Source organism: Leptospira jelokensis, from assembly GCF_004769635.1.
GTDB lineage: Bacteria > Spirochaetota > Leptospiria > Leptospirales > Leptospiraceae > Leptospira_A > Leptospira_A jelokensis.
The window spans coordinates 184,970-202,452 of the sequence record NZ_RQGH01000009.1; the positions used below are offsets into that span (position 1 = coordinate 184,970).

Below are 17,483 nucleotides of genomic sequence, written 5' to 3' on the forward strand. Positions count from 1 at the left end.
TTCCTATGCCTTGATTCAAAGTATTATTTTTCTTGCCTTTCCATGGTTGGAACGGTCTACTTTCCTAGAGGTTCCCATTGGATATCATTTTCGCTAACACACCTTACCTTTGGATTTTGATTGGAATTGTCCTATTATTTTCAGAATTTTTATTGCCTGGGACCTTTGTGATGTTTTTGGGGATTGGTGCCATCTTTACGGGCATCCTTTCAAGACTGGTTCCTATGGAATTTTATACGGAAGTCATTGTTTGGGTGGTCGCAAGTTTTGTTTCGATTCTCCTCGGTGGGTCTCTCATCAAAAAATTTTTTAAATCAGAATCGAGTGTGGATCCATTCATCAAAGATGATTTTTTAAATCAAATCGTACCCGTGGAAATTGATGTTTTGGTTGGTCGCCATGGTGGAAAAATAAAATTCCAAGGCACTTTATGGGATGCCATTTCAAAGGATTCCAAAATTCCCAAAGGGGAATACGTTCGGATTTTATCTCGTGAAAATTTGACTTTCACAGTTGAAAAAGTAGAATCGTAAGCCTTTCATTCATTTTTTTTCAGACAAAATAAAAAAACCCTTTTCTCTTTTGAAAGTCCATGTACGGTCTTTAAGTCACAAAGGAGGAAACAATGGGCGCAACCGTCATCGTTGTTTTTTTGGTCGTCGTATATATCATCAAAAAGACAATCATCATCGTACCAGAGCAAAGTGTTTATATCAAAGAAAGATTAGGTGTTTTGAATGGAGTTTTGAAATCGGGGTTTTATTTTATGATCCCGTTTGTGGACCAAATCCGTTATAGACAAAACCTAAAAGAGCAAACGATCGATATTGATCCACAGGTTTGCATCACAAAAGACAACGTTTCCGTGGAAGTGGATGGTGTTTTGTATTTAAAGGTCATCGATGGTGAAAAAGCATCTTACGGGATTGATAACTTTATGTTAGCCACAACCCAACTTGCCCAAACCACACTCCGTTCTGAGATTGGAAAACTTATTTTTGATAACTTATTATCAGAACGTGATGAGATCAATGGCAGAGTGGTTTCCAATATTGATCGCGCGACTGACCCTTGGGGAATTAAAGTCACTCGTTATGAAATTCGTAACATCACCCCACCAAAACAAATTTTAATTGAAATGGAAAACCAAATGAAATCAGAACGGGAGCGCCGTGCTGAAATTACCATTTCCCAAGGGGAAAAGGAATCACGCGTGAACCATTCGGTAGGAGAAAGACAAGAATCCATCAATATCTCCGAAGGGGAAAAAATCCGATTGGTGAATGAAGCCGACGGTCGAGCCCAAGAAATCACACTGATCTCCAATGCGACTGCCAAAGGCCTCCAACTCATCTCGGAAGCCATCAGCAAAAAAGGTGGAAAAGAAGCAGTGAGCCTACAAATCACCCAAGAGTATTTGGATGCACTGGGTCAAATTTTAAAAACATCCAAAACAACTGTTGTTCCCGAAACCTTAGCCAATATCGGTGGGGTCTTTGAAGGGCTTTCTAAAATCACAACGAAAATCCCTCAGGTAGGAGAATAATATGGAATTTGTATACTTAGGTTTTTGGTCCCTTGTCGCCATCTATTTGATTTATAAAATCTTCAGGTGCATTCGAATCATTCCCGCACAAGATGTACTCATTGTGGAAAGGCTTGGAAAGTATTCTCGGTCACTGCGTGCCGGTTTTCACATCCTAATCCCGTTCATAGACCGAGATGCGTACTACCACACCCTAAAGGAACAATCCATCGATGTCCAACCTCAAATCTGTATCACACATGATAACGTACAGGTGAAGGTGGATGGGGTGATTTATTTAAAAATCATCGATCCAGTTCGTGCATCTTATGGAATTGAAGACTTTCAATTTGCAGCCATCCAACTAGCCCAAACGACGATGCGATCCGTGATTGGAACGATGGAACTAGACAAAACCATTGGAGAAAAGGATTTAATCAACTCAACGATCGTTGCGGCCATTGACCAAGCATCCGAACCTTGGGGCATCAAAGTGAATCGATATGAAATATTAAATATCGTTCCACCTAAATCCGTGTTAGACGCCATGGAAAAAGAAAAAAAGGCTCAAATTGCCAAAAGGTCCCAAGTCCTTTTATCAGAAGGGGAAAGGGATGCAAGGATCAACCGTTCCCTTGGTTTCAAAGAAGAAGCTGTCAACAAATCGGAAGGGGAAAAACAAAGGAGGATCAACTCGGCAGAAGGAAAAGCAACTGAGATCGAAGCACTCGCTGTTGCGACTGCTAAAGGGATTGAAGCCATTGCTGGTGCAATCTCCGACCAAGGTGGAGCTTCTGCAATCAAACTGCAAATCACAAAAGCCTTTATCCAAAACTTCTTACATGTTGCAAAAGAAAGTACGGAGATTCTCATCCCAGCTGATGTGATGAACCTTCCGACTCTCATTGCCAACCTAACAGAAGCCAAAAAGCCAAAAGCATAAACGTTCCTATCACTTCCTTAATCCGGTGGATCTCCCACCGGATTTTCTGCAAACAATCGAAAACTTGGTTTTGCCATCGCTTGGGCAGCCAAAGAAAGCAGTAATGCTTCATTATCATCGGGTCCAATCCGATTGGCATGGATGACCCCACACCCTTTACAACGATGCAAAATCACCCATTCCCCTTTTCGTACCCATATCGAAATCGCTTCCATTTTACTCCCACATGTTGCGGCCCTGTCACCTGGAGTATTGTCCAAATGAAGGCTTGTGAGGCAATTGGGACAATGGTTCCTTTGGTCAGTTCCAAAACCTGGAGGGTAAACCATTTGTTTGCATTCCACACAACGGAACTCATCCGTATCGGAACGGTAACGGTGTGACTTACGTTTGAAAGAAGGTACATGGGATTCTTCGTCTTCGTCATCAAAACGTTGTTTTTTAGAGATTTTTTGAAAATTCGTTTGGTCATTGTTACGTGACATACCTAGTTTTTGCGGCAAAACAAAAAAAGGAACCAAAACAGTGGATGAATGGGAGATAGACCGCCTGTGCGAAGATAGCCGCCTCCTAATTAAATTTAGGCGGGGTATCCAAAACAAGTTCACCGTTTTGGCGGTCTACACAATGGCTAGAGTTAACATAATGACAATGGGAAAACGTAAGAATGTTTGGTCAAGGAGAATTGTTAGTTAATTTTTTACAAAGGAAATAACAGTTTTGACCCTCTGGGTAGTTTGGGATTTTTCCAACCTCTTCATACCCGAGTTTGGTGTAGAACTTTGGGGCTTGGAAACCAAAGGAATACCCAAAAACAAGTGTTGCCCCTAATCCTAGTGCTTCCGATTCGATTTGTTTGAGTAATTTTGTCCCCAGGTCTTGGCCTCGTTTTCCTTCCGCAACCCAAAGGAGTTGCAGGTTCAAACCTTTAAAAAACAAATAACAAAGGGAGGCCGCAACAAGTGTGTCCCCTTCTTTCACAAGAATGGCAAAAAATTCTTTGGATTCTAGATTTTTGTCGCCTAATTTAGAAATACTGTATTCATGCAATCGGTGCCAAAGGTCTTCCTGTAAGGACAAAGAAGGATTTGTGATCCTTTCGATTGTGTATTCGTTTCCAATGCTTTCCAAACAGTATTGCCTTATCAAAAAATAAAATGGATTCCTTACAAAAAGGCTGGTCCACCAAGTCTTTCCATTGGATCCACAATTTGGGTGATTTGGACTCCATAATAATCATCTAACACAATGAGTTTGCCACGGCCAACGAGTTTGCCATTTGCTAAAATATCTAACTCTTCCCCAATGTTTTTATCAAGTTCTACAACAGTCCCCTCTGTGAGTTGCAAAACATCTTTGATGAACATGGTGGTCCTTCCGAGTTCAATGGTGAGTTGTAAGGTAACATCGAGTAAAAGATTGAGATTTGCTGTATTATTCCCGGAGCTTGACTGGGATTTGGCCTGGGCTCTTGTAGGTGTTGGTGTGGCACTTGGTCCGAGTGCTGCCGCAATGTCAGCAAAGGATGGGCCATTGTCGTCACCACCTCCCCCTCCCACGAGTGCGTCGAGGTCATCAAGACCGCCACCACCTCCGCCAGAACCACCACCCGCAGGAGTGCTTCCGCCGCTAAAACCACCGAGTAGCGCGTCTATATCTTCTTGTGATAGTGAACCTTCACCCATATTCCTACATCCTCTACAATGTATTCGTCGGAGGAAATCAAAATCCTTCCTTGAAAAAAAAGACAATCTTCCCTATTTTGTTCTTTATGTCCAATTCCCCTTCCCAACTGGATTTTTTTAAGGCCAAGGAGCTCTTTGCCACAGAACTCAAACAAGCAAACTACCAATTTGTCCAAGAAAAGGAGGAAACCATCTTTCGGTTCCGGCAAAATGCAGTCGGAAAAGAGAAAATCTTAGATTGCCTCGGCATTGTTCGGAATTACATCGAAAATTTTCGGATTTATAATTTTGAAGAAGGATACCTCAGCTTACAATCTTTAGGTGAAAATCTATTCGAACCACAAAAAAATTTATCCTCACGGTTTCGGATTCGATTTTCCTTTAAATCAGACTTAAAAGTAGAATGTTCGAAATTAGGCGATTTTTCCACTAAAGAAGTTCAAACCACACTCCATTTATTCCAGTTTTTGACTTTAGAAGGTGGGACAACAAAAGACCCAAAGAGCATTTTGGAACCACTCGGTGTGGAGGTGTATGATCCCATTTTAGAAAAAGCGAAAGGGAATGAACTTGGGTTTGATTCCGTTTTTGGTTACGATGCTGTCAAAGAACAAATCCTAGAAAGTTTGGTATTCCCACTGCGCCGCCCTGAACCATTTTTAGAAATTACCAAACTCACCCGCCAAAAACCAACAGGAAACCTTCCACGAGCGGTTCTTTTCGAAGGAGAACCCGGAGTTGGGAAAACAAGTATGGCTAAAATTGTTTCTCATCTCTGTGGGGTTCCGATGGTCTATGTTCCCATCGAGTCCATCTTGAGTAAGTATTACGGTGAATCTTCGCAAAACCTAGCTATGGTCTTTGATGCAGCAGCCCTCTTTCCCAAATGTATGTTATTTTTAGATGAAATCGACTCACTTGCCACTTCACGAGAAGATGGACTCTTTGAAGCAACAAGGAACCTCCTAAGCGTTCTACTGCGAAAACTTGATGGATTTGCGGAAAAAACAGGGACGATTACCATTGGAGCCACAAACCGAAAAGACGACCTGGATTCGGCCCTTCTCTCCCGTTTTGACCGAAAAATCCGATTCCCCCTGCCCAATCGGGAGGAAAGAGCCAAAATTTTGGAAGGGTATGCCAAACAACTACAGCAAAAGGATAGGGAAAGGCTTGCGGACCTACTTTCCAGTGCCTCTGGGCGGAATTTGAAGGACTATTGTGACTATGTGGAACGCCGGTGGATCACAAAACATTGGTCTCAATTGGAACAGTTGACGGCCCCCCCCATCGAATTTTATTTGGATTCCTTTCCAGATTTTGGATGGAAACACTAAAAAGAGAGAGATTCGGCTTCAATCTTCTTAAGGATTTTACCGATACTGAATACAGGATATTTGTTTACGCCCATGGGACGTTCCTTGGTATCCTCAAATTAACCTTTTAGGATGATTCGGACATGAAAATAAAATTAATTCTCCCCATTTTACTACTTAGCATTGGGGTTTTCGCTCAAACTGGTAGCTCAGAAACAGGTTCTACTTCTGCTGGAATTGATCCTTCGCAATCAGGTAAGTCGATGGCAGACACCGAAAAAGAACTTGATGACAATATTTCTGAAGTGAACAAACGCCTTCGCCTTCACACAGTTTTATTCAAAATGAAAGTTCGTACACTTCCGCATAAAACGGTTCTCTACAAAGGAAAACCAAGTGCTGATGGTGAACGTTGTGAAGCCGCAGACAAACAAGAAGCACAAGATAACACTTGTTTGCATCTTGAGGTGTTTGATTTCGTTGGAAGCGAAGATGGAAAGTCTTCCAGAAACTTGGGTGCAAAATTCAAGAAAATGGAACTTTTCTATGAAGGTGCAAATAATGCAGACCCAGATCCAAGAAAAGAACAACCACGTAACTTAACAAAAGTAAGAACTTACATTTACCAAAACAACTTTCTTTTAGAAGATAAAATCATCTCTGTCATTGCGGATGTGGCTCCGAACGGTGACCCTGCACACAATGATAAAATTGAACTCTTCTACCAACATGATGACTACCCAGTTTGGGGAACTCCAGAAACTCCTTCTGAAAAAGGTGTTGGAAAATACATTTTAGCAAATGTTGAAAACACAAAGTCGAACCCAATTCGAAACAATTTCAAAAAACAATTCTACTTCAAAAACTTAGATTATTTTGATAAATTATTCACAAAAATCTTTGATTATAATGATCGTGATTCAAACAAACATTATAAGAAAAACGTAGAAGCATTGAAAGGTTCTTTGAAATACTAAGAACATACAGGTTCTTAATTGAATCACGTAAAACAATGTCCGAATTGTTCCACGATGTTACGGTTCCCTGATACCCAGGGAACCATTTTGGTACAATGTCCCGTTTGCTCTCACCGTTTTACCTTTGATCCGGAAATAGAAACCGAAATCGGTTTTGGAAAAAACAATCCAGAGATCCCCTCTTTTCAATTCAAACCAACATTTCAAAATTATAAAGATCTAATGGTAGATCTTCTGTATGCTCCCATTGACTATCTAAAATCCAAACAAGGGAATCGTAAAAAACAAGTCCCTTGGATCCCAATCCTACTTTTTTCGATTTTTTTTCTCTACCTCTGGAAGTGGTCAATGGTAAAAGATCCAATACCCACACCTTCCCATTCCGCACCCGAAATCGAAGGAGAACCAAATTTTGGCAACACTCCATTTGATTTTGTACCGCCAGAGGAAAGAATGCCAGTTTCCCCAAACGACGGAGAAAACCAATCACCTGAAGAACCAAAATCACCTGGTTTTGAGATTTAAAGTTTGAACTGGATTGTCGTCGAAGCCTCGGAAATCTCTTCCGAAAGAACCGCGCAAGTAGCGGGTTTACGCCACGATCACATTGTTTCGATCTTAAAAAAGAAAACCAATGATTCCGTGTTAGTTGTGGTGCCTGGGCTTGGGAATTTTCGGTACCAAATCACAATGATCTCAAACAACAAAACCGTTTTGGAAGAAGTGGAAACCCTACCAAGGGTATTGGAACCACTTACCATCCATTGTATGTTTTCCCTCCCAAGACCACAAACTGCCAAAAAGATCCTCCACCTAGCAGGTGCTTATGGGCTCACTTCCCTCCATTTCTTTGCCACGGAAACCAAAAACAAGGAATACTGGACCTCACCTGTATACACAAAAGATTGGAAGGATTTGCTGTTTACGGGGCTTAGCCAAACGGGAAATGACCACTTGCCCTCAGTCCACATGCGACAAAAAGAAAACTGGAAACAATTTTTAACATCTTGGATGGGATCTGTCCACATTTTGGACCGTGAAGGAAGTTGTGAAATGCAAAAGTTTCCCCAAAGTCCTTCTGCAAACAAAGACACACTCTTTGTGTTTGGACCAGAATCCGGTTGGAAGGAATCTGACCATTTATTTTTTAAGGGTCAGAGTTTTACGAAAATCAGTTTAGGAAATATCAACCTAAGGACTGAGTTTGCATTTTCCTCACTGCTATATTTTTTGTTTAGAAACTAATTCCACCAGAAACTAGGAATCGAATTTCATCGATACTAAGGAACGACTTTTCACTTGCATCTAAGTAATACTTTCGGTAGTTTTGAAGTCTTAACACAATCGGACCAAACGCCTTTGAAATTTCAGCAGCGGCTTGCGTATTGTTATCGAGCTCAAAGGCTTTCCCTTGTGAATCAAAACCTTTTTTTGTATAATAGAAGGACATGAGAAAAGAGGAACCAAGTGGAATATAAGCAGCAGCAAACACCCGTTTATTCCCTTTGATTCCATAATCTTCTAATGCAAATTCAAATCCCAAATGGTAAAAGTTGATATAAATGGTATGGTAATACCCAGTAACCTTTGCATTGGATTGGTTATCTAAATAATCATATTTTGGGCGGATTGGTGCTGATACAGGAAATTTTTGGAACCGTTCCACTTCATAAAAACTATCAAAGTACATGGGAGCATAATTTGCTGTCATTTGCCTAAATTCAGGTTTCAAAATCACGTTTAGGTCTTTTGTTCCCAATCGGAAGATACTCCCATAGTGGGCACCTTGGGCGCCGTCCAAACCTTTGATTTTGTTAAAATCAACATAAGGAGTGAATTCAACAAATGGTAGGTTTAAGAGTCGGTATTCGATGTCCATCCCTTCAATGGATGCTCGTGTGACTTCGGTTGTTTTGGGGTTGTCTAATTTTTTTTCCGTAACGGGAGAACCATTTGTGTTGTATGCCATTTGTACGGGAGCCTGTCTATCCCAGGCTTGCGTATAACCAATCGTCAAACGATTGTACCATGGGTCATTGTCAACAAGTTCCATCCTGGAATCTTTGCTCACTGGTCGAATTTCTTTTTTACGAAGTTCTTCTGCTTTTTTCTTTTGGATCTCTTCGGCTCCAGCTTCTTCTTCCACACTTAGACGACCTGATTCATCTAAAACATTGCCCCGAAGGTTCATCAAGTAGACCAAATCAGAAGATTTATCAAACAAAGCATAAAGGGATCGACCAATGGCAAGAGGTTTGAGATACACCCTTGCGGCATTCACTTCGAAATTGACAACAGAGTTGGCAAAGTATTGGACCCCACCATAATCTGTGTTTAAGTCAGCCATCACCCCTGGGTTATATGCATCAAAACGGGAAGAACTTTGGTATTTGTTTACGATTGTTCCATGGCCAATGTAACCATCGACCATCTTACCTGTGTAAGCTGAATATGTAACCTTTCCTGGAACTTGTTGGTTATAGGTTCCATAGGAAATATAATTGAGGACACGGGCATAGTCGTTACGACTATTATAATCCATTTCACGGATTTTACCGGCCTTACTTTCCAATTGGATGGGTTCTTTGTCAACGGCAAGCACATTGATGGGAAGAGAGAAAGAATACCCAAACTGAGTTCCATGGTTGTACGTAAAATTGGGGGAAATGTACCCGTAATAGTCTTTTTGGAAACTGGAACCACCAGCATCAAACTGTAACGCAGAAGATCGTCTCGATTCAGTACCTGTTGGAACCCAAACTTGTGCCTCGATTTGAGTCACAAGGCAGAAAAAAATGAATGTAAGGCAGAATTGCTGACGAGATGAGCCCACGATACGTTCATTATCGTAAGGTTTTCCCTTGAAAATAAGAAATAATCTTCGAAACAAGTCATCCAATAAAACAGAAATTAATTCTATTTTATTGGAGATTTTATTGACAAATGAGAAAGCCATCGGATATTAGGCGATACCATCGGGGGAATCTATGCCACGCCAATACAAACCAGAAACCATCGCACTCCACGGAGGCCAAGAGCCAGATCCAACTACCACATCTCGTGCCGTGCCTCTTTACCAAACGACATCCTATGTTTTCAAAGATACCGACCATGCGGCAAGGTTATTTGGGCTGCAAGAGTTTGGAAATATCTATACAAGGCTAATGAATCCAACCACTGATGTTTTAGAAAAACGTGTGGCAGCACTTGAGGGAGGAGTTGCAGCACTTGCAACTGCATCCGGACAAAGTGCGGAAACGTTAGCCCTTCTCAATATTGTAGAAGCAGGACAAGAAATTGTCGCATCCTCTTCGTTATATGGCGGAACTTACAACCTACTCCATTATACTTTTCCAAAATTAGGGATCAAAGTTCATTTTGTGGATCCTTCCAACCCTGAAAATTTTAAAAAAGCATCCAATGACAAAACCCGTGCTTTTTATGCAGAGACTCTCGGAAATCCAAAACTTGACACTTTGGATATTGCGGCGGTGAGTAAGGTTGCCAAAGAAGTAGGAGTTCCACTTGTGATTGATAACACAATGCCATCTCCTTACTTAGTGAATCCTTTGAAACACGGTGCAGACATTGTTGTGCATTCCTTAACCAAATTTTTGGGCGGCCATGGAACATCGATTGGTGGAATCATCATTGATGGTGGAAGTTTCAATTGGGGGAATGGAAAATTTAAAAATTTTACAGAACCAGATCCATCATACCATGGACTTAAGTTCTGGGAAGTGTTTGGAAAGTTTGAGCCATTTGGTGGAGTGAATATTGCCTTTATCCTAAAAGCTAGGGTGCAAGGCTTACGTGACTTAGGCCCTGCGATTTCTCCGTTCAACGCATGGCAAATTTTACAAGGAGTGGAAACACTCCCTCTTCGAATGGAAAGGCATTCCCATAACGCATTGAAGGTAGCTGAATTTTTGCAAAAACATCCAAAGGTAGAATGGGTCAATTACCCTGGGCTTCCTACTGATAAAAACTATGCGACTGCGAAAAAATACCATGAGCGAGGTCTCTTTGGTGCCATAGTCGGTTTTGAAATCAAAGGTGGAGTGGAGAAAGCAAAGAAGTTCATTGATGGACTCGAACTCTTTAGTTTGCTTGCTAACATCGGTGATGCGAAATCACTTGCGATCCATCCGGCTTCCACAACCCACCAACAATTAACGAGTGAGGAACAAATTTCAGCTGGGGTGACTCCTGGATTTGTCCGTCTCAGTGTGGGATTGGAAAACTTGGATGACATTCTTGTAGACTTAGAAGAGGCTTTAAAAAATATCTGATAAAGACTATGCCTACCTCCGAAACAAATGAATTTTTTCACGGATCCGTAGGTGTCGTACAGACAAAGATAATTACATTTGACTCTTTGACGCTTGAGGGGGGTGAAACCATCACTCCTCTTGAGATTGCCTACGAAACTTACGGCACTCTCAACGAAAAAAAAGACAATGCCATTTTGGTTTGCCATGCTCTTTCTGGAGATGCCCATGCGGCAGGTTTCCACGAAGGGGACAAACGCCCTGGTTGGTGGGATTATTACATTGGCCCAGGAAAAGCGTTTGATACCAATCGATACTTTATCATTTCTTCGAATGTCATAGGTGGTTGCAAAGGTTCAAGTGGCCCTTTGAGTACCAATGGCAAAACCGGGAAAGCATTCCAATCAACATTCCCTTTTGTTTCGATTGGAGACATGGTGAATGCACAAGAAAAACTAATCCGTCATTTTGGAATCCATAAACTATTTGCCGTAGCGGGTGGTTCGATGGGTGGGATGCAAGCCTTACAGTGGTCAGTTGCTTATCCCGATCGATTGAAAAATTGTATTGTGATGGCTTCTTCTTCCGAACACTCTGCGCAACAGATTGCTTTCAACGAAGTGGGAAGGCAAGCCATCCTTTCCGATCCCAATTGGAACCAAGGTTTGTATACCCAAGACAAACGACCGGCCAAAGGTTTGGCACTTGCCCGTATGATGGGGCACATCACATACCTAAGTGATGAAATGATGCGAGAGAAATTTGGTCGTAAACCACCCAAAGGTAATATCCAGTCCACAGACTTTGCTGTTGGCAGTTATTTGATTTACCAAGGGGAATCCTTTGTGGATCGATTTGATGCTAACTCATATATATATGTAACAAAAGCCCTCGATCATTTTAGTTTGGGTACAGGGAAAGAGCTTACCAAAGTTTTAGCTAAAGTTAGGTGCCGTTTTCTAGTGATTGCCTACACTTCGGACTGGTTGTATCCCCCTTACCAATCGGAAGAAATTGTAAAATCTTTGGAAGTGAATGCAGTGCCCGTGAGTTTTATTGAATTGAATAACCCTGCCGGCCATGATAGTTTTTTATTACCAAGCGAAGAACAAGATTCAATTTTGAGAGATTTTTTAAGTGCAACAGAAGATGGAGGTTTCTTTTGAACATCCATACAAACGAAACACTTGGTTTGGATTTAAAAAATAGACCCGATATCTCCTATATTGCCAACCTCATCAAACCTGGCGAACGAGTTTTGGATTTGGGTTGCGGGTATGGCGAACTCATGTTGATTTTAAAAAACAAAGGAGTTCGAGTACAAGGAATTGAAAAAGATGATAAATGTATCATCCAATGTGTTAAAAAAAGTTTATATGTCCACCATGGTGATATTGATGATGGATTGAAACACCATTTAGATCATAGTTTTGATTTCGTGATTTTAAACCAAACCATCCAACAAACCTTAAACCCAGGGGATATCATAAAGGAATGTTTGCGAATTGGCAAACAGGTGATCATCGTATTTCCCAATTTTTCTCATTGGCAAATCAGGACCTCCATCTTACTCAGTGGCAAAACGCCAGTGACTGACCTTATGCCATTCCATTGGTATGACACTCCTAACTTACATTATTTGTCTGGAAAAGATTTTGAAGACTTCTGTGAATTTGAACGAATTAAAATTTTACACAAAGCATTTTTCAATCGGACAAGACAAATCAAATTATTTCCAAATGTATTTGCGACTCTTGCCTTGTTTGTCATCAGAGCATAACCTGTTCCGATAGACCATCTGAAATACGGAAACTCTAAATCTTAGGATTTTGTTTTTAACCTTTGTAGGCATCTGCGATTGTTATAAATCGGAAACACAACGTACGTATCCTGGGATGTCTTTGTCGATATAGGCTTCATTGCCTGGACCAAAATTGACGGTAGTCACCTGCACATCCCCATTCGCAGGAAACGTATGAGGGCCCCAGTAATGGTCTGCTACTGCATTCGGAAATAAAATTGGATCCGCAGTGGCACCTGGATATTTGGTTGCATCTCCAACGGCAGAACAACCGTCTTCTCCGGTGATGACTCCCGTATTTGTGTCGCTACACCGAATGACAGAGAACATTTCATTAAACAAGGGGATCCGCCAGTTTTCTCTTTGGTAGACCTTCGATTGGTTGTGGCTGACACAGGATTCGTATACTGCTCCTTTTGCAACCGGTAGAGCATTACTGCCAGTGTTACATGCGTTTGGATTTGTCGAAGCATCATACCCATCCTCTGCTGAACAAAATCGAAGGGACAAAGCAGCACCGATGGAACAGTCTCCAAAACCATCACCATTTTTGTTACCAAAAGGGTTCCATGTGGACCCGAACGTACACCTGTCCCATAAAATGGTTTTGCTACTCACAACCGTTTTTGCAAATGGACATGTGATCTGTAGATCAAATATTTTGAATCCGTCCCAAGCCCCACGGCTTGTCACTTGGCAATGGACTTCTGTAGGTTGGCCTGGAAACTCGATCTGAAAGTACTTGGGTGAACCGTAGAGGAACATAGAAAAACTGCCATTCTCTGGAAGTGTAACAGTTGTTCCATCCGTTGAAGAACGGATTGTCAAAGGGCTTTGGTAGAGGCCTGTCACCCTTCCTTCTACGAGAAAATACCTTGGGTAAGCAACGATGTCATTTTCCAAGAGTCGATTTTCCCAATACTCCTTCGTAAAAGGATCTCCAGAATTTCGTTTCCAATCTGGCTCACATTGGAATAAAAAGAAAGGCAAACAAATTGCAAAGAATGAATGCAGAGAAAACTTCATTGGTCGCATAAATTCTTTATAATAAGTTACCCTTCTCACCTTCAATAATTTATTAAACGTGTGATGAGAAAGGATTTTGGTGCTTTAGGGAAAACTTGTAGGGAAATATTGGATGAGTGGGAGGACAAGTAAGGTATACTTTCCCCGCCCTATTCGAACTGGGTGGGGTAATCCACCCGCCTCCCAATGCTACCGATCTATCACATAACACCGATTTGATCAACTAAAACTGGAAAACCAAAAGGAATTTTGAAAATAAGTTCATGTTTGCACAAAAAACCCGGCAATCACTCCGGGTTTCTTAGCTGTACGGCGATCAATGGGATCATTACAAGTATCGTTTGATTTCCAATTTCCTTTAGGAAATTCGCAATAATTCTGATCTAAGCATCGAAAAAAGAATCAATGGTCCAACTTTAATTTCATTTCCAAATTACTTTAAATTAAATATTCAAATAAATTTTCATCTTGGTTGATTACGGTAAAGTTCAAATGAAATTCTTTCATACGAGCAAGTAATGACTGAAAATCATGTTTTGATTTGAGTTCTATCCCTATCAGAGCAGGCCCTGATTCTTTGTTATGTTTTTGGATGAATTCAAATCGGACGATATCATCATTTGGTCCTAAGATTTCATTGACAAATTGTTTTAATGCCCCAGGTTTTTGAGCAAATCGCACAATAAAATATTGTTTAAGACCTTCATAGAGTAAGGATCGTTCTTTGATCTCTTGCATTCGATCAATGTCGTTATTGCCTCCACTGAGAATACAAACTACTGTTTGGTCCCGAATTAATTCCCTATAACCATCTAAAGCTGCGATACTAAGTGCCCCTGCTGGTTCACTCACAATGGCATCCAGATTGTACAAATCTAAAATCGTTGTACATACTTTTCCTTCTGGAACGAGTGTTAGATCATTTAATACTGATTGGCAAATGGGAAAGGTTAAATCCCCTACTTTTTTAACAGCGGCCCCATCCACAAACTTATCAATTTTCTCAAGAACCACGGATTTACCTAACGACATTGCTTCCTTCAGTGAGGGAGCACCTAGCGGTTCCGCTCCAATGATTTTTGTTTTTGGAGAATGATTTTTGAAGTAGGTTCCCACTCCAGCCCCTAAACCACCACCTCCAATGGGTAAAAATAAAAAGTCGATACCTTTCAATTCACTTAAAATTTCTTTTCCAACCGTTCCCTGGCCTTCCATAATTTTAGGATGGTCGAATGGAGGAATGAAGGACATGGATTTCTCTTTTGCATAAGAAATGGCTTCTTTTTGGCATTCGTCAAAGGTATCACCCAAAAGTTTAATCTCTATGTACTCACCGCCAAACATGCGGACTTGGTTGATTTTTTGTTTGGGAGTGACTTCGGGCATATAAATCACTCCAAAAATTTTAAGTAAGTGGCAAGAGTATGCCACTCCTTGTGCGTGATTACCTGCACTCGCACAAACCACTCCTTTTTTTCGATCCTCTATTGGTAAACTTTGGATCATATTGTAAGCTCCTCTTATTTTATAGGAGCGAACAACTTGTAAGTCTTCCCTTTTGAGGTAAATTTTTGCCTGATACAAATCAGACAATCGGGAATGGAACTGTAAGGGAGTTTGATTGATGATGGGTTTTAAAATTTCGTAAGCGGAATCGATTTCTAATTTCATATGGGAAACTTGTAACCATAATTGGGATAGGATTGGATTTCAGACAAAACATTTATCTGGGAACGAATCAATTCTAAAACCCAATTGTATTGTTTCATTTTGCTTTTAGAAATGGTGTGAAACCGAGATGGAAAGGGTGAAGGGAAGGTAGTTATAATCGAAAGAAGAAAATCGAGAAACCAGAGGAAGGGCCCCAACCACCCTGCCCTACCAATGGTTTCTCTTATCCTATTACTGGAGCAATCTCATCACTGACTGAGACTTCATGTTTGCTTGCGCAAGCATTGATGTAGCAGCCTGAGTTAAGATTTGGTATCTCGTGAAGCTGGTCATTTGTTCAGCCATGTCAGTATCACGGATACGAGACTCAGAAGCTTGTGTGTTTTCATAAGCATTCATAAGTCCTTTCGCAGCATGCTCCATACGGTTGTAATAAGCACCAAGGTCAGCTCTTTGTTTAGAGATCACTCTTAGGGCATCATCACAAAGTCCGATCACGGAGTTTGCTTTCCCTGCAGTCGAAAGAGAGATGAAAGTAAGAACCGTAGGGTTTCTTAATCCCAATGCCGCAGTGTTCATTGTTTCAATGTACACGCGCTCTCTTTGGTGCATGTTAGCTCCAATATGGAACCACATACTAGCAGTTGGGTTGAGACGAGCAAACGCTCCTGTAAGCAGTTTCATTTTGTTGAATTCTGCTTGAGAAGCAATACGATCGATCTCGTCCACTAGCTGTGAAACCTCGACTTGGATTTGTTGTCTATCTTCTTCCGAGTAGATACCGTTCGCAGCTTGCACCGCGAGTACACGAACGCGTTGAACGATTTCGTGTGTTTCTTGAAGATATCCTTCCGCCGTTTGAATGAGGGACATACCATCTTCAGTATTCTGTTCTGCACGTCGAAGACCAGCAATCTGAGTTCTCATTTTCTCAGACACTGCAAGTCCAGATGCGTCATCTCCGGCTTTGTTAATACGCATACCAGAAGACAACTTTTCGATATCTTTGCTCAGGTTCGCGTCGTTAGACTTCAAAGTTCTGTGTGCAAAGATCGCACTTACGTTGTGGTTGATAATCATCCGGGTTCCTCCTTGAATCCGTTCTCTCACCGCTCAAAGTTTTCACCTTGAACCCAAGAAATTGATGAATTTTCGAAGAGGCCATCCTTGGCCCTTTCAAGATAAGGATCGGTCATTCTGGTAGGGAGGATAATAGGGAAATTGAAATAAAATTTGAATAAAAAGAGAACTTCCCCTTTTCTAAAATATGTCCTAGGAATTCTATGGAATTGGACGAATGGAAAAGGCAGGCATTTTCACGTGTTAGAGACAATTTATTTAGCGAACCCCCGAGGATTTTGTGCTGGAGTGAAATACGCGATCTCCTATGTGGAGACGGCATTCCAAGAAAACCCAGAGACTCCTCTTTATGTTCGAAAAGAAATCGTTCATAACCAAAGAGTGGTTGAGGAAATGAAAAAAAAGGGAATCCGTTTCATCAGTGAACTGAATGAAGTTCCAGATGGTGCCACGGTAGTTTTCTCGGCACATGGTGTTTCCCCAGAAGTGGTAAAAGAAGCCACAGAACGCAAAATGAAAATTGGTGATGCCACCTGCCCTCTCGTCACACGAGTCCATAAAAAAGCGCGTAATATCAAAGACACCCACCAAATCATCTACATTGGTCACAAAGGCCATGACGAAGCCATTGGAACCATGGGGGAAGCAAATATGCATTTGGTGGAATCACCGGAAGATGTAGAAGCCTTACAAAATAAAATCACAAACGAAAAACCCCTAACTTACCTAATGCAAACCACACTCTCTGTGGAAGATACAAAAAATATTGTTAAAAAAATCGAAGAGGTATTTCCCTATGTGGAACACCCTCAAAAAGATGATATTTGTTATGCGACTACAGAAAGACAAGATGCCGTACAAAAGATGTTAGAATCTGTGGATGCGATGCTTGTGATCGGAGCAGAAAATTCTTCTAATTCCGTTCGTCTTTGCCAATTGGCTAAAAAAACAAGACCTGCCAGTTTCCAAATCTCAAAAAAAGAAGATGTAGATCCAAAACACATTACTGATTCCGGAATTAAAATCTTAGGAATCACAGCTGGTGCGTCGAGCCCTCAAGTTCTCGTCGATGAAATTGTGGAAGAAATTCTCAAACATTTTCCAAATGCAAAAGTGTCCTTATTTCCAGAAAGCCGTGAAGACAACATGAGTTTCAAACTTCCGAAAGAACTTTTAAAACAGTATTAG

At 41.1% G+C, this 17,483-nt stretch carries 18 protein-coding genes; 11 read left to right on the forward strand and 7 right to left on the reverse strand.

Going from position 1 to position 17,483, the window contains the following annotated elements; translation table 11 throughout:
- Nucleotides 1–77: 77 nt before the first annotated feature.
- The 3 genes from EHQ62_RS03995 (at nucleotide 78) to EHQ62_RS04005 (ending at nucleotide 2,468) form a co-directional block, all read left to right on the forward strand.
- A complete protein-coding gene (locus EHQ62_RS03995; RefSeq protein ID WP_135640936.1) occupies nucleotides 78–533 on the forward strand; it encodes an NfeD family protein in 456 nt (151 codons plus the stop codon).
- Between the two features lie 92 nt (nucleotides 534–625).
- Nucleotides 626–1,546 carry an SPFH domain-containing protein gene (locus EHQ62_RS04000; protein WP_039927886.1) on the forward strand — a complete coding sequence of 307 codons (921 nt, stop codon included), beginning with the start codon at nucleotides 626–628 and terminating at the stop codon, nucleotides 1,544–1,546.
- Between the two features lies 1 nt (nucleotide 1,547).
- Nucleotides 1,548–2,468, forward strand: a complete 921-nt coding sequence (locus EHQ62_RS04005) for an SPFH domain-containing protein (RefSeq protein WP_015675774.1) — start codon at nucleotides 1,548–1,550, stop codon at nucleotides 2,466–2,468.
- Between the two features lie 17 nt (nucleotides 2,469–2,485).
- On the opposite strand, the gene EHQ62_RS04010 is transcribed toward EHQ62_RS04005, so the two are convergent.
- The 3 genes from EHQ62_RS04010 to fliN all read right to left on the reverse strand — a co-directional run bounded on the left by EHQ62_RS04010 (nucleotide 2,486) and on the right by fliN (nucleotide 4,153).
- Nucleotides 2,486–2,953, reverse strand: coding sequence for an RNHCP domain-containing protein (locus EHQ62_RS04010; RefSeq protein ID WP_208720615.1), 468 nt, complete (start codon nucleotides 2,951–2,953; stop codon nucleotides 2,486–2,488).
- A 190-nt stretch (nucleotides 2,954–3,143) separates the two neighbouring features.
- Nucleotides 3,144–3,599, reverse strand: a complete 456-nt coding sequence (locus EHQ62_RS04015; RefSeq protein ID WP_135640995.1) for a GNAT family N-acetyltransferase — start codon at nucleotides 3,597–3,599, stop codon at nucleotides 3,144–3,146.
- Between the two features lie 35 nt (nucleotides 3,600–3,634).
- Entirely contained in the window at nucleotides 3,635–4,153 is a 519-nt protein-coding gene (gene fliN, locus EHQ62_RS04020) for a flagellar motor switch protein FliN (RefSeq protein WP_135640938.1), read from the reverse strand.
- A gap of 50 nt (nucleotides 4,154–4,203) precedes the next feature.
- Between fliN and EHQ62_RS04025 the strand changes: the two genes are divergently transcribed.
- The 4 genes from EHQ62_RS04025 to EHQ62_RS04040 all read left to right on the forward strand — a co-directional run bounded on the left by EHQ62_RS04025 (nucleotide 4,204) and on the right by EHQ62_RS04040 (nucleotide 7,691).
- Nucleotides 4,204–5,490, forward strand: coding sequence for an AAA family ATPase (locus EHQ62_RS04025; protein ID WP_135640939.1), 1,287 nt, complete (start codon nucleotides 4,204–4,206; stop codon nucleotides 5,488–5,490).
- Between the two features lie 122 nt (nucleotides 5,491–5,612).
- Complete coding sequence (gene fcpB, locus EHQ62_RS04030; protein WP_135636408.1) at nucleotides 5,613–6,446, forward strand: flagellar-coiling protein FcpB; 834 nt, start codon at nucleotides 5,613–5,615, stop codon at nucleotides 6,444–6,446.
- Between the two features lie 87 nt (nucleotides 6,447–6,533).
- A complete protein-coding gene (locus EHQ62_RS04035) occupies nucleotides 6,534–6,971 on the forward strand; it encodes a hypothetical protein (RefSeq protein WP_244241623.1) in 438 nt (145 codons plus the stop codon).
- A gap of 3 nt (nucleotides 6,972–6,974) precedes the next feature.
- On the forward strand, nucleotides 6,975–7,691 hold the full coding sequence (locus EHQ62_RS04040; protein ID WP_135640940.1) for an RsmE family RNA methyltransferase: 717 nt from the start codon (nucleotides 6,975–6,977) through the stop codon (nucleotides 7,689–7,691).
- Here EHQ62_RS04040 and EHQ62_RS04045 read toward each other — a convergent pair.
- The gene (locus tag EHQ62_RS04045) at nucleotides 7,681–9,228 is read right to left on the reverse strand and encodes a hypothetical protein (protein WP_425269522.1); all 1,548 of its coding nucleotides are present in this window, start codon (nucleotides 9,226–9,228) and stop codon (nucleotides 7,681–7,683) included. The two genes, EHQ62_RS04040 and EHQ62_RS04045, sit on opposite strands and share 11 nt — an antisense overlap.
- Nucleotides 9,229–9,433: 205 nt before the next feature.
- Between EHQ62_RS04045 and EHQ62_RS04050 the strand changes: the two genes are divergently transcribed.
- From EHQ62_RS04050 to metW, 3 genes are read left to right on the forward strand one after another with little or no spacing between them, the layout of a single operon-like run.
- Complete coding sequence (locus EHQ62_RS04050) at nucleotides 9,434–10,738, forward strand: O-acetylhomoserine aminocarboxypropyltransferase/cysteine synthase family protein (RefSeq protein ID WP_135640941.1); 1,305 nt, start codon at nucleotides 9,434–9,436, stop codon at nucleotides 10,736–10,738.
- Nucleotides 10,739–10,746: 8 nt separating this feature from the next.
- On the forward strand, nucleotides 10,747–11,883 hold the full coding sequence (gene metX, locus EHQ62_RS04055; protein WP_135640942.1) for a homoserine O-acetyltransferase MetX: 1,137 nt from the start codon (nucleotides 10,747–10,749) through the stop codon (nucleotides 11,881–11,883).
- Nucleotides 11,880–12,497: a methionine biosynthesis protein MetW gene (gene metW, locus EHQ62_RS04060; protein WP_135640943.1), complete on the forward strand. Its 618-nt coding sequence runs from the start codon at nucleotides 11,880–11,882 to the stop codon at nucleotides 12,495–12,497. Before metX ends, metW begins: the two co-directional genes overlap by 4 nt.
- A gap of 81 nt (nucleotides 12,498–12,578) precedes the next feature.
- Here the strand turns inward: metW and EHQ62_RS04065 are convergent, their stop codons facing one another.
- The 3 genes from EHQ62_RS04065 to EHQ62_RS04075 all read right to left on the reverse strand — a co-directional run bounded on the left by EHQ62_RS04065 (nucleotide 12,579) and on the right by EHQ62_RS04075 (nucleotide 16,295).
- Nucleotides 12,579–13,544 (reverse strand): Lcl domain-containing protein, encoded by a 966-nt coding sequence (locus tag EHQ62_RS04065; RefSeq protein ID WP_244241625.1) that lies wholly within the window; start codon nucleotides 13,542–13,544, stop codon nucleotides 12,579–12,581.
- Nucleotides 13,545–13,982: 438 nt separating this feature from the next.
- Nucleotides 13,983–15,215, reverse strand: coding sequence for a threonine ammonia-lyase (gene ilvA, locus EHQ62_RS04070; RefSeq protein WP_135640945.1), 1,233 nt, complete (start codon nucleotides 15,213–15,215; stop codon nucleotides 13,983–13,985).
- Nucleotides 15,216–15,446: 231 nt separating this feature from the next.
- Nucleotides 15,447–16,295, reverse strand: a complete 849-nt coding sequence (locus tag EHQ62_RS04075; protein WP_002974229.1) for a flagellin N-terminal helical domain-containing protein — start codon at nucleotides 16,293–16,295, stop codon at nucleotides 15,447–15,449.
- Nucleotides 16,296–16,535: 240 nt separating this feature from the next.
- Between EHQ62_RS04075 and ispH the strand changes: the two genes are divergently transcribed.
- On the forward strand, nucleotides 16,536–17,483 hold the full coding sequence (ispH, locus tag EHQ62_RS04080; protein ID WP_135640946.1) for a 4-hydroxy-3-methylbut-2-enyl diphosphate reductase: 948 nt from the start codon (nucleotides 16,536–16,538) through the stop codon (nucleotides 17,481–17,483).

Excerpts from the sequence above, each read along its gene's own strand:
- EHQ62_RS04075 (WP_002974229.1), bottom strand. The coding sequence starts at position 16,295 with ATGATTATCAACCACAACGTAAGTGCGATCTTTGCACACAGAACTTTG.
- EHQ62_RS04050 (WP_135640941.1), top strand. The coding sequence starts at position 9,434 with ATGCCACGCCAATACAAACCAGAAACCATCGCACTCCACGGAGGCCAA.
- EHQ62_RS04065 (WP_244241625.1), bottom strand. The coding sequence starts at position 13,544 with ATGAAGTTTTCTCTGCATTCATTCTTTGCAATTTGTTTGCCTTTCTTT.
- EHQ62_RS04005 (WP_015675774.1), top strand. The coding sequence starts at position 1,548 with ATGGAATTTGTATACTTAGGTTTTTGGTCCCTTGTCGCCATCTATTTG.
- fcpB (WP_135636408.1), top strand. The coding sequence starts at position 5,613 with ATGAAAATAAAATTAATTCTCCCCATTTTACTACTTAGCATTGGGGTT.
- EHQ62_RS04010 (WP_208720615.1), bottom strand. The coding sequence starts at position 2,953 with ATGTCACGTAACAATGACCAAACGAATTTTCAAAAAATCTCTAAAAAA.
- metX (WP_135640942.1), top strand. The coding sequence starts at position 10,747 with ATGCCTACCTCCGAAACAAATGAATTTTTTCACGGATCCGTAGGTGTC.
- fliN (WP_135640938.1), bottom strand. The coding sequence starts at position 4,153 with ATGGGTGAAGGTTCACTATCACAAGAAGATATAGACGCGCTACTCGGT.
- ilvA (WP_135640945.1), bottom strand. The coding sequence starts at position 15,215 with ATGAAATTAGAAATCGATTCCGCTTACGAAATTTTAAAACCCATCATC.
- EHQ62_RS04000 (WP_039927886.1), top strand. The coding sequence starts at position 626 with ATGGGCGCAACCGTCATCGTTGTTTTTTTGGTCGTCGTATATATCATC.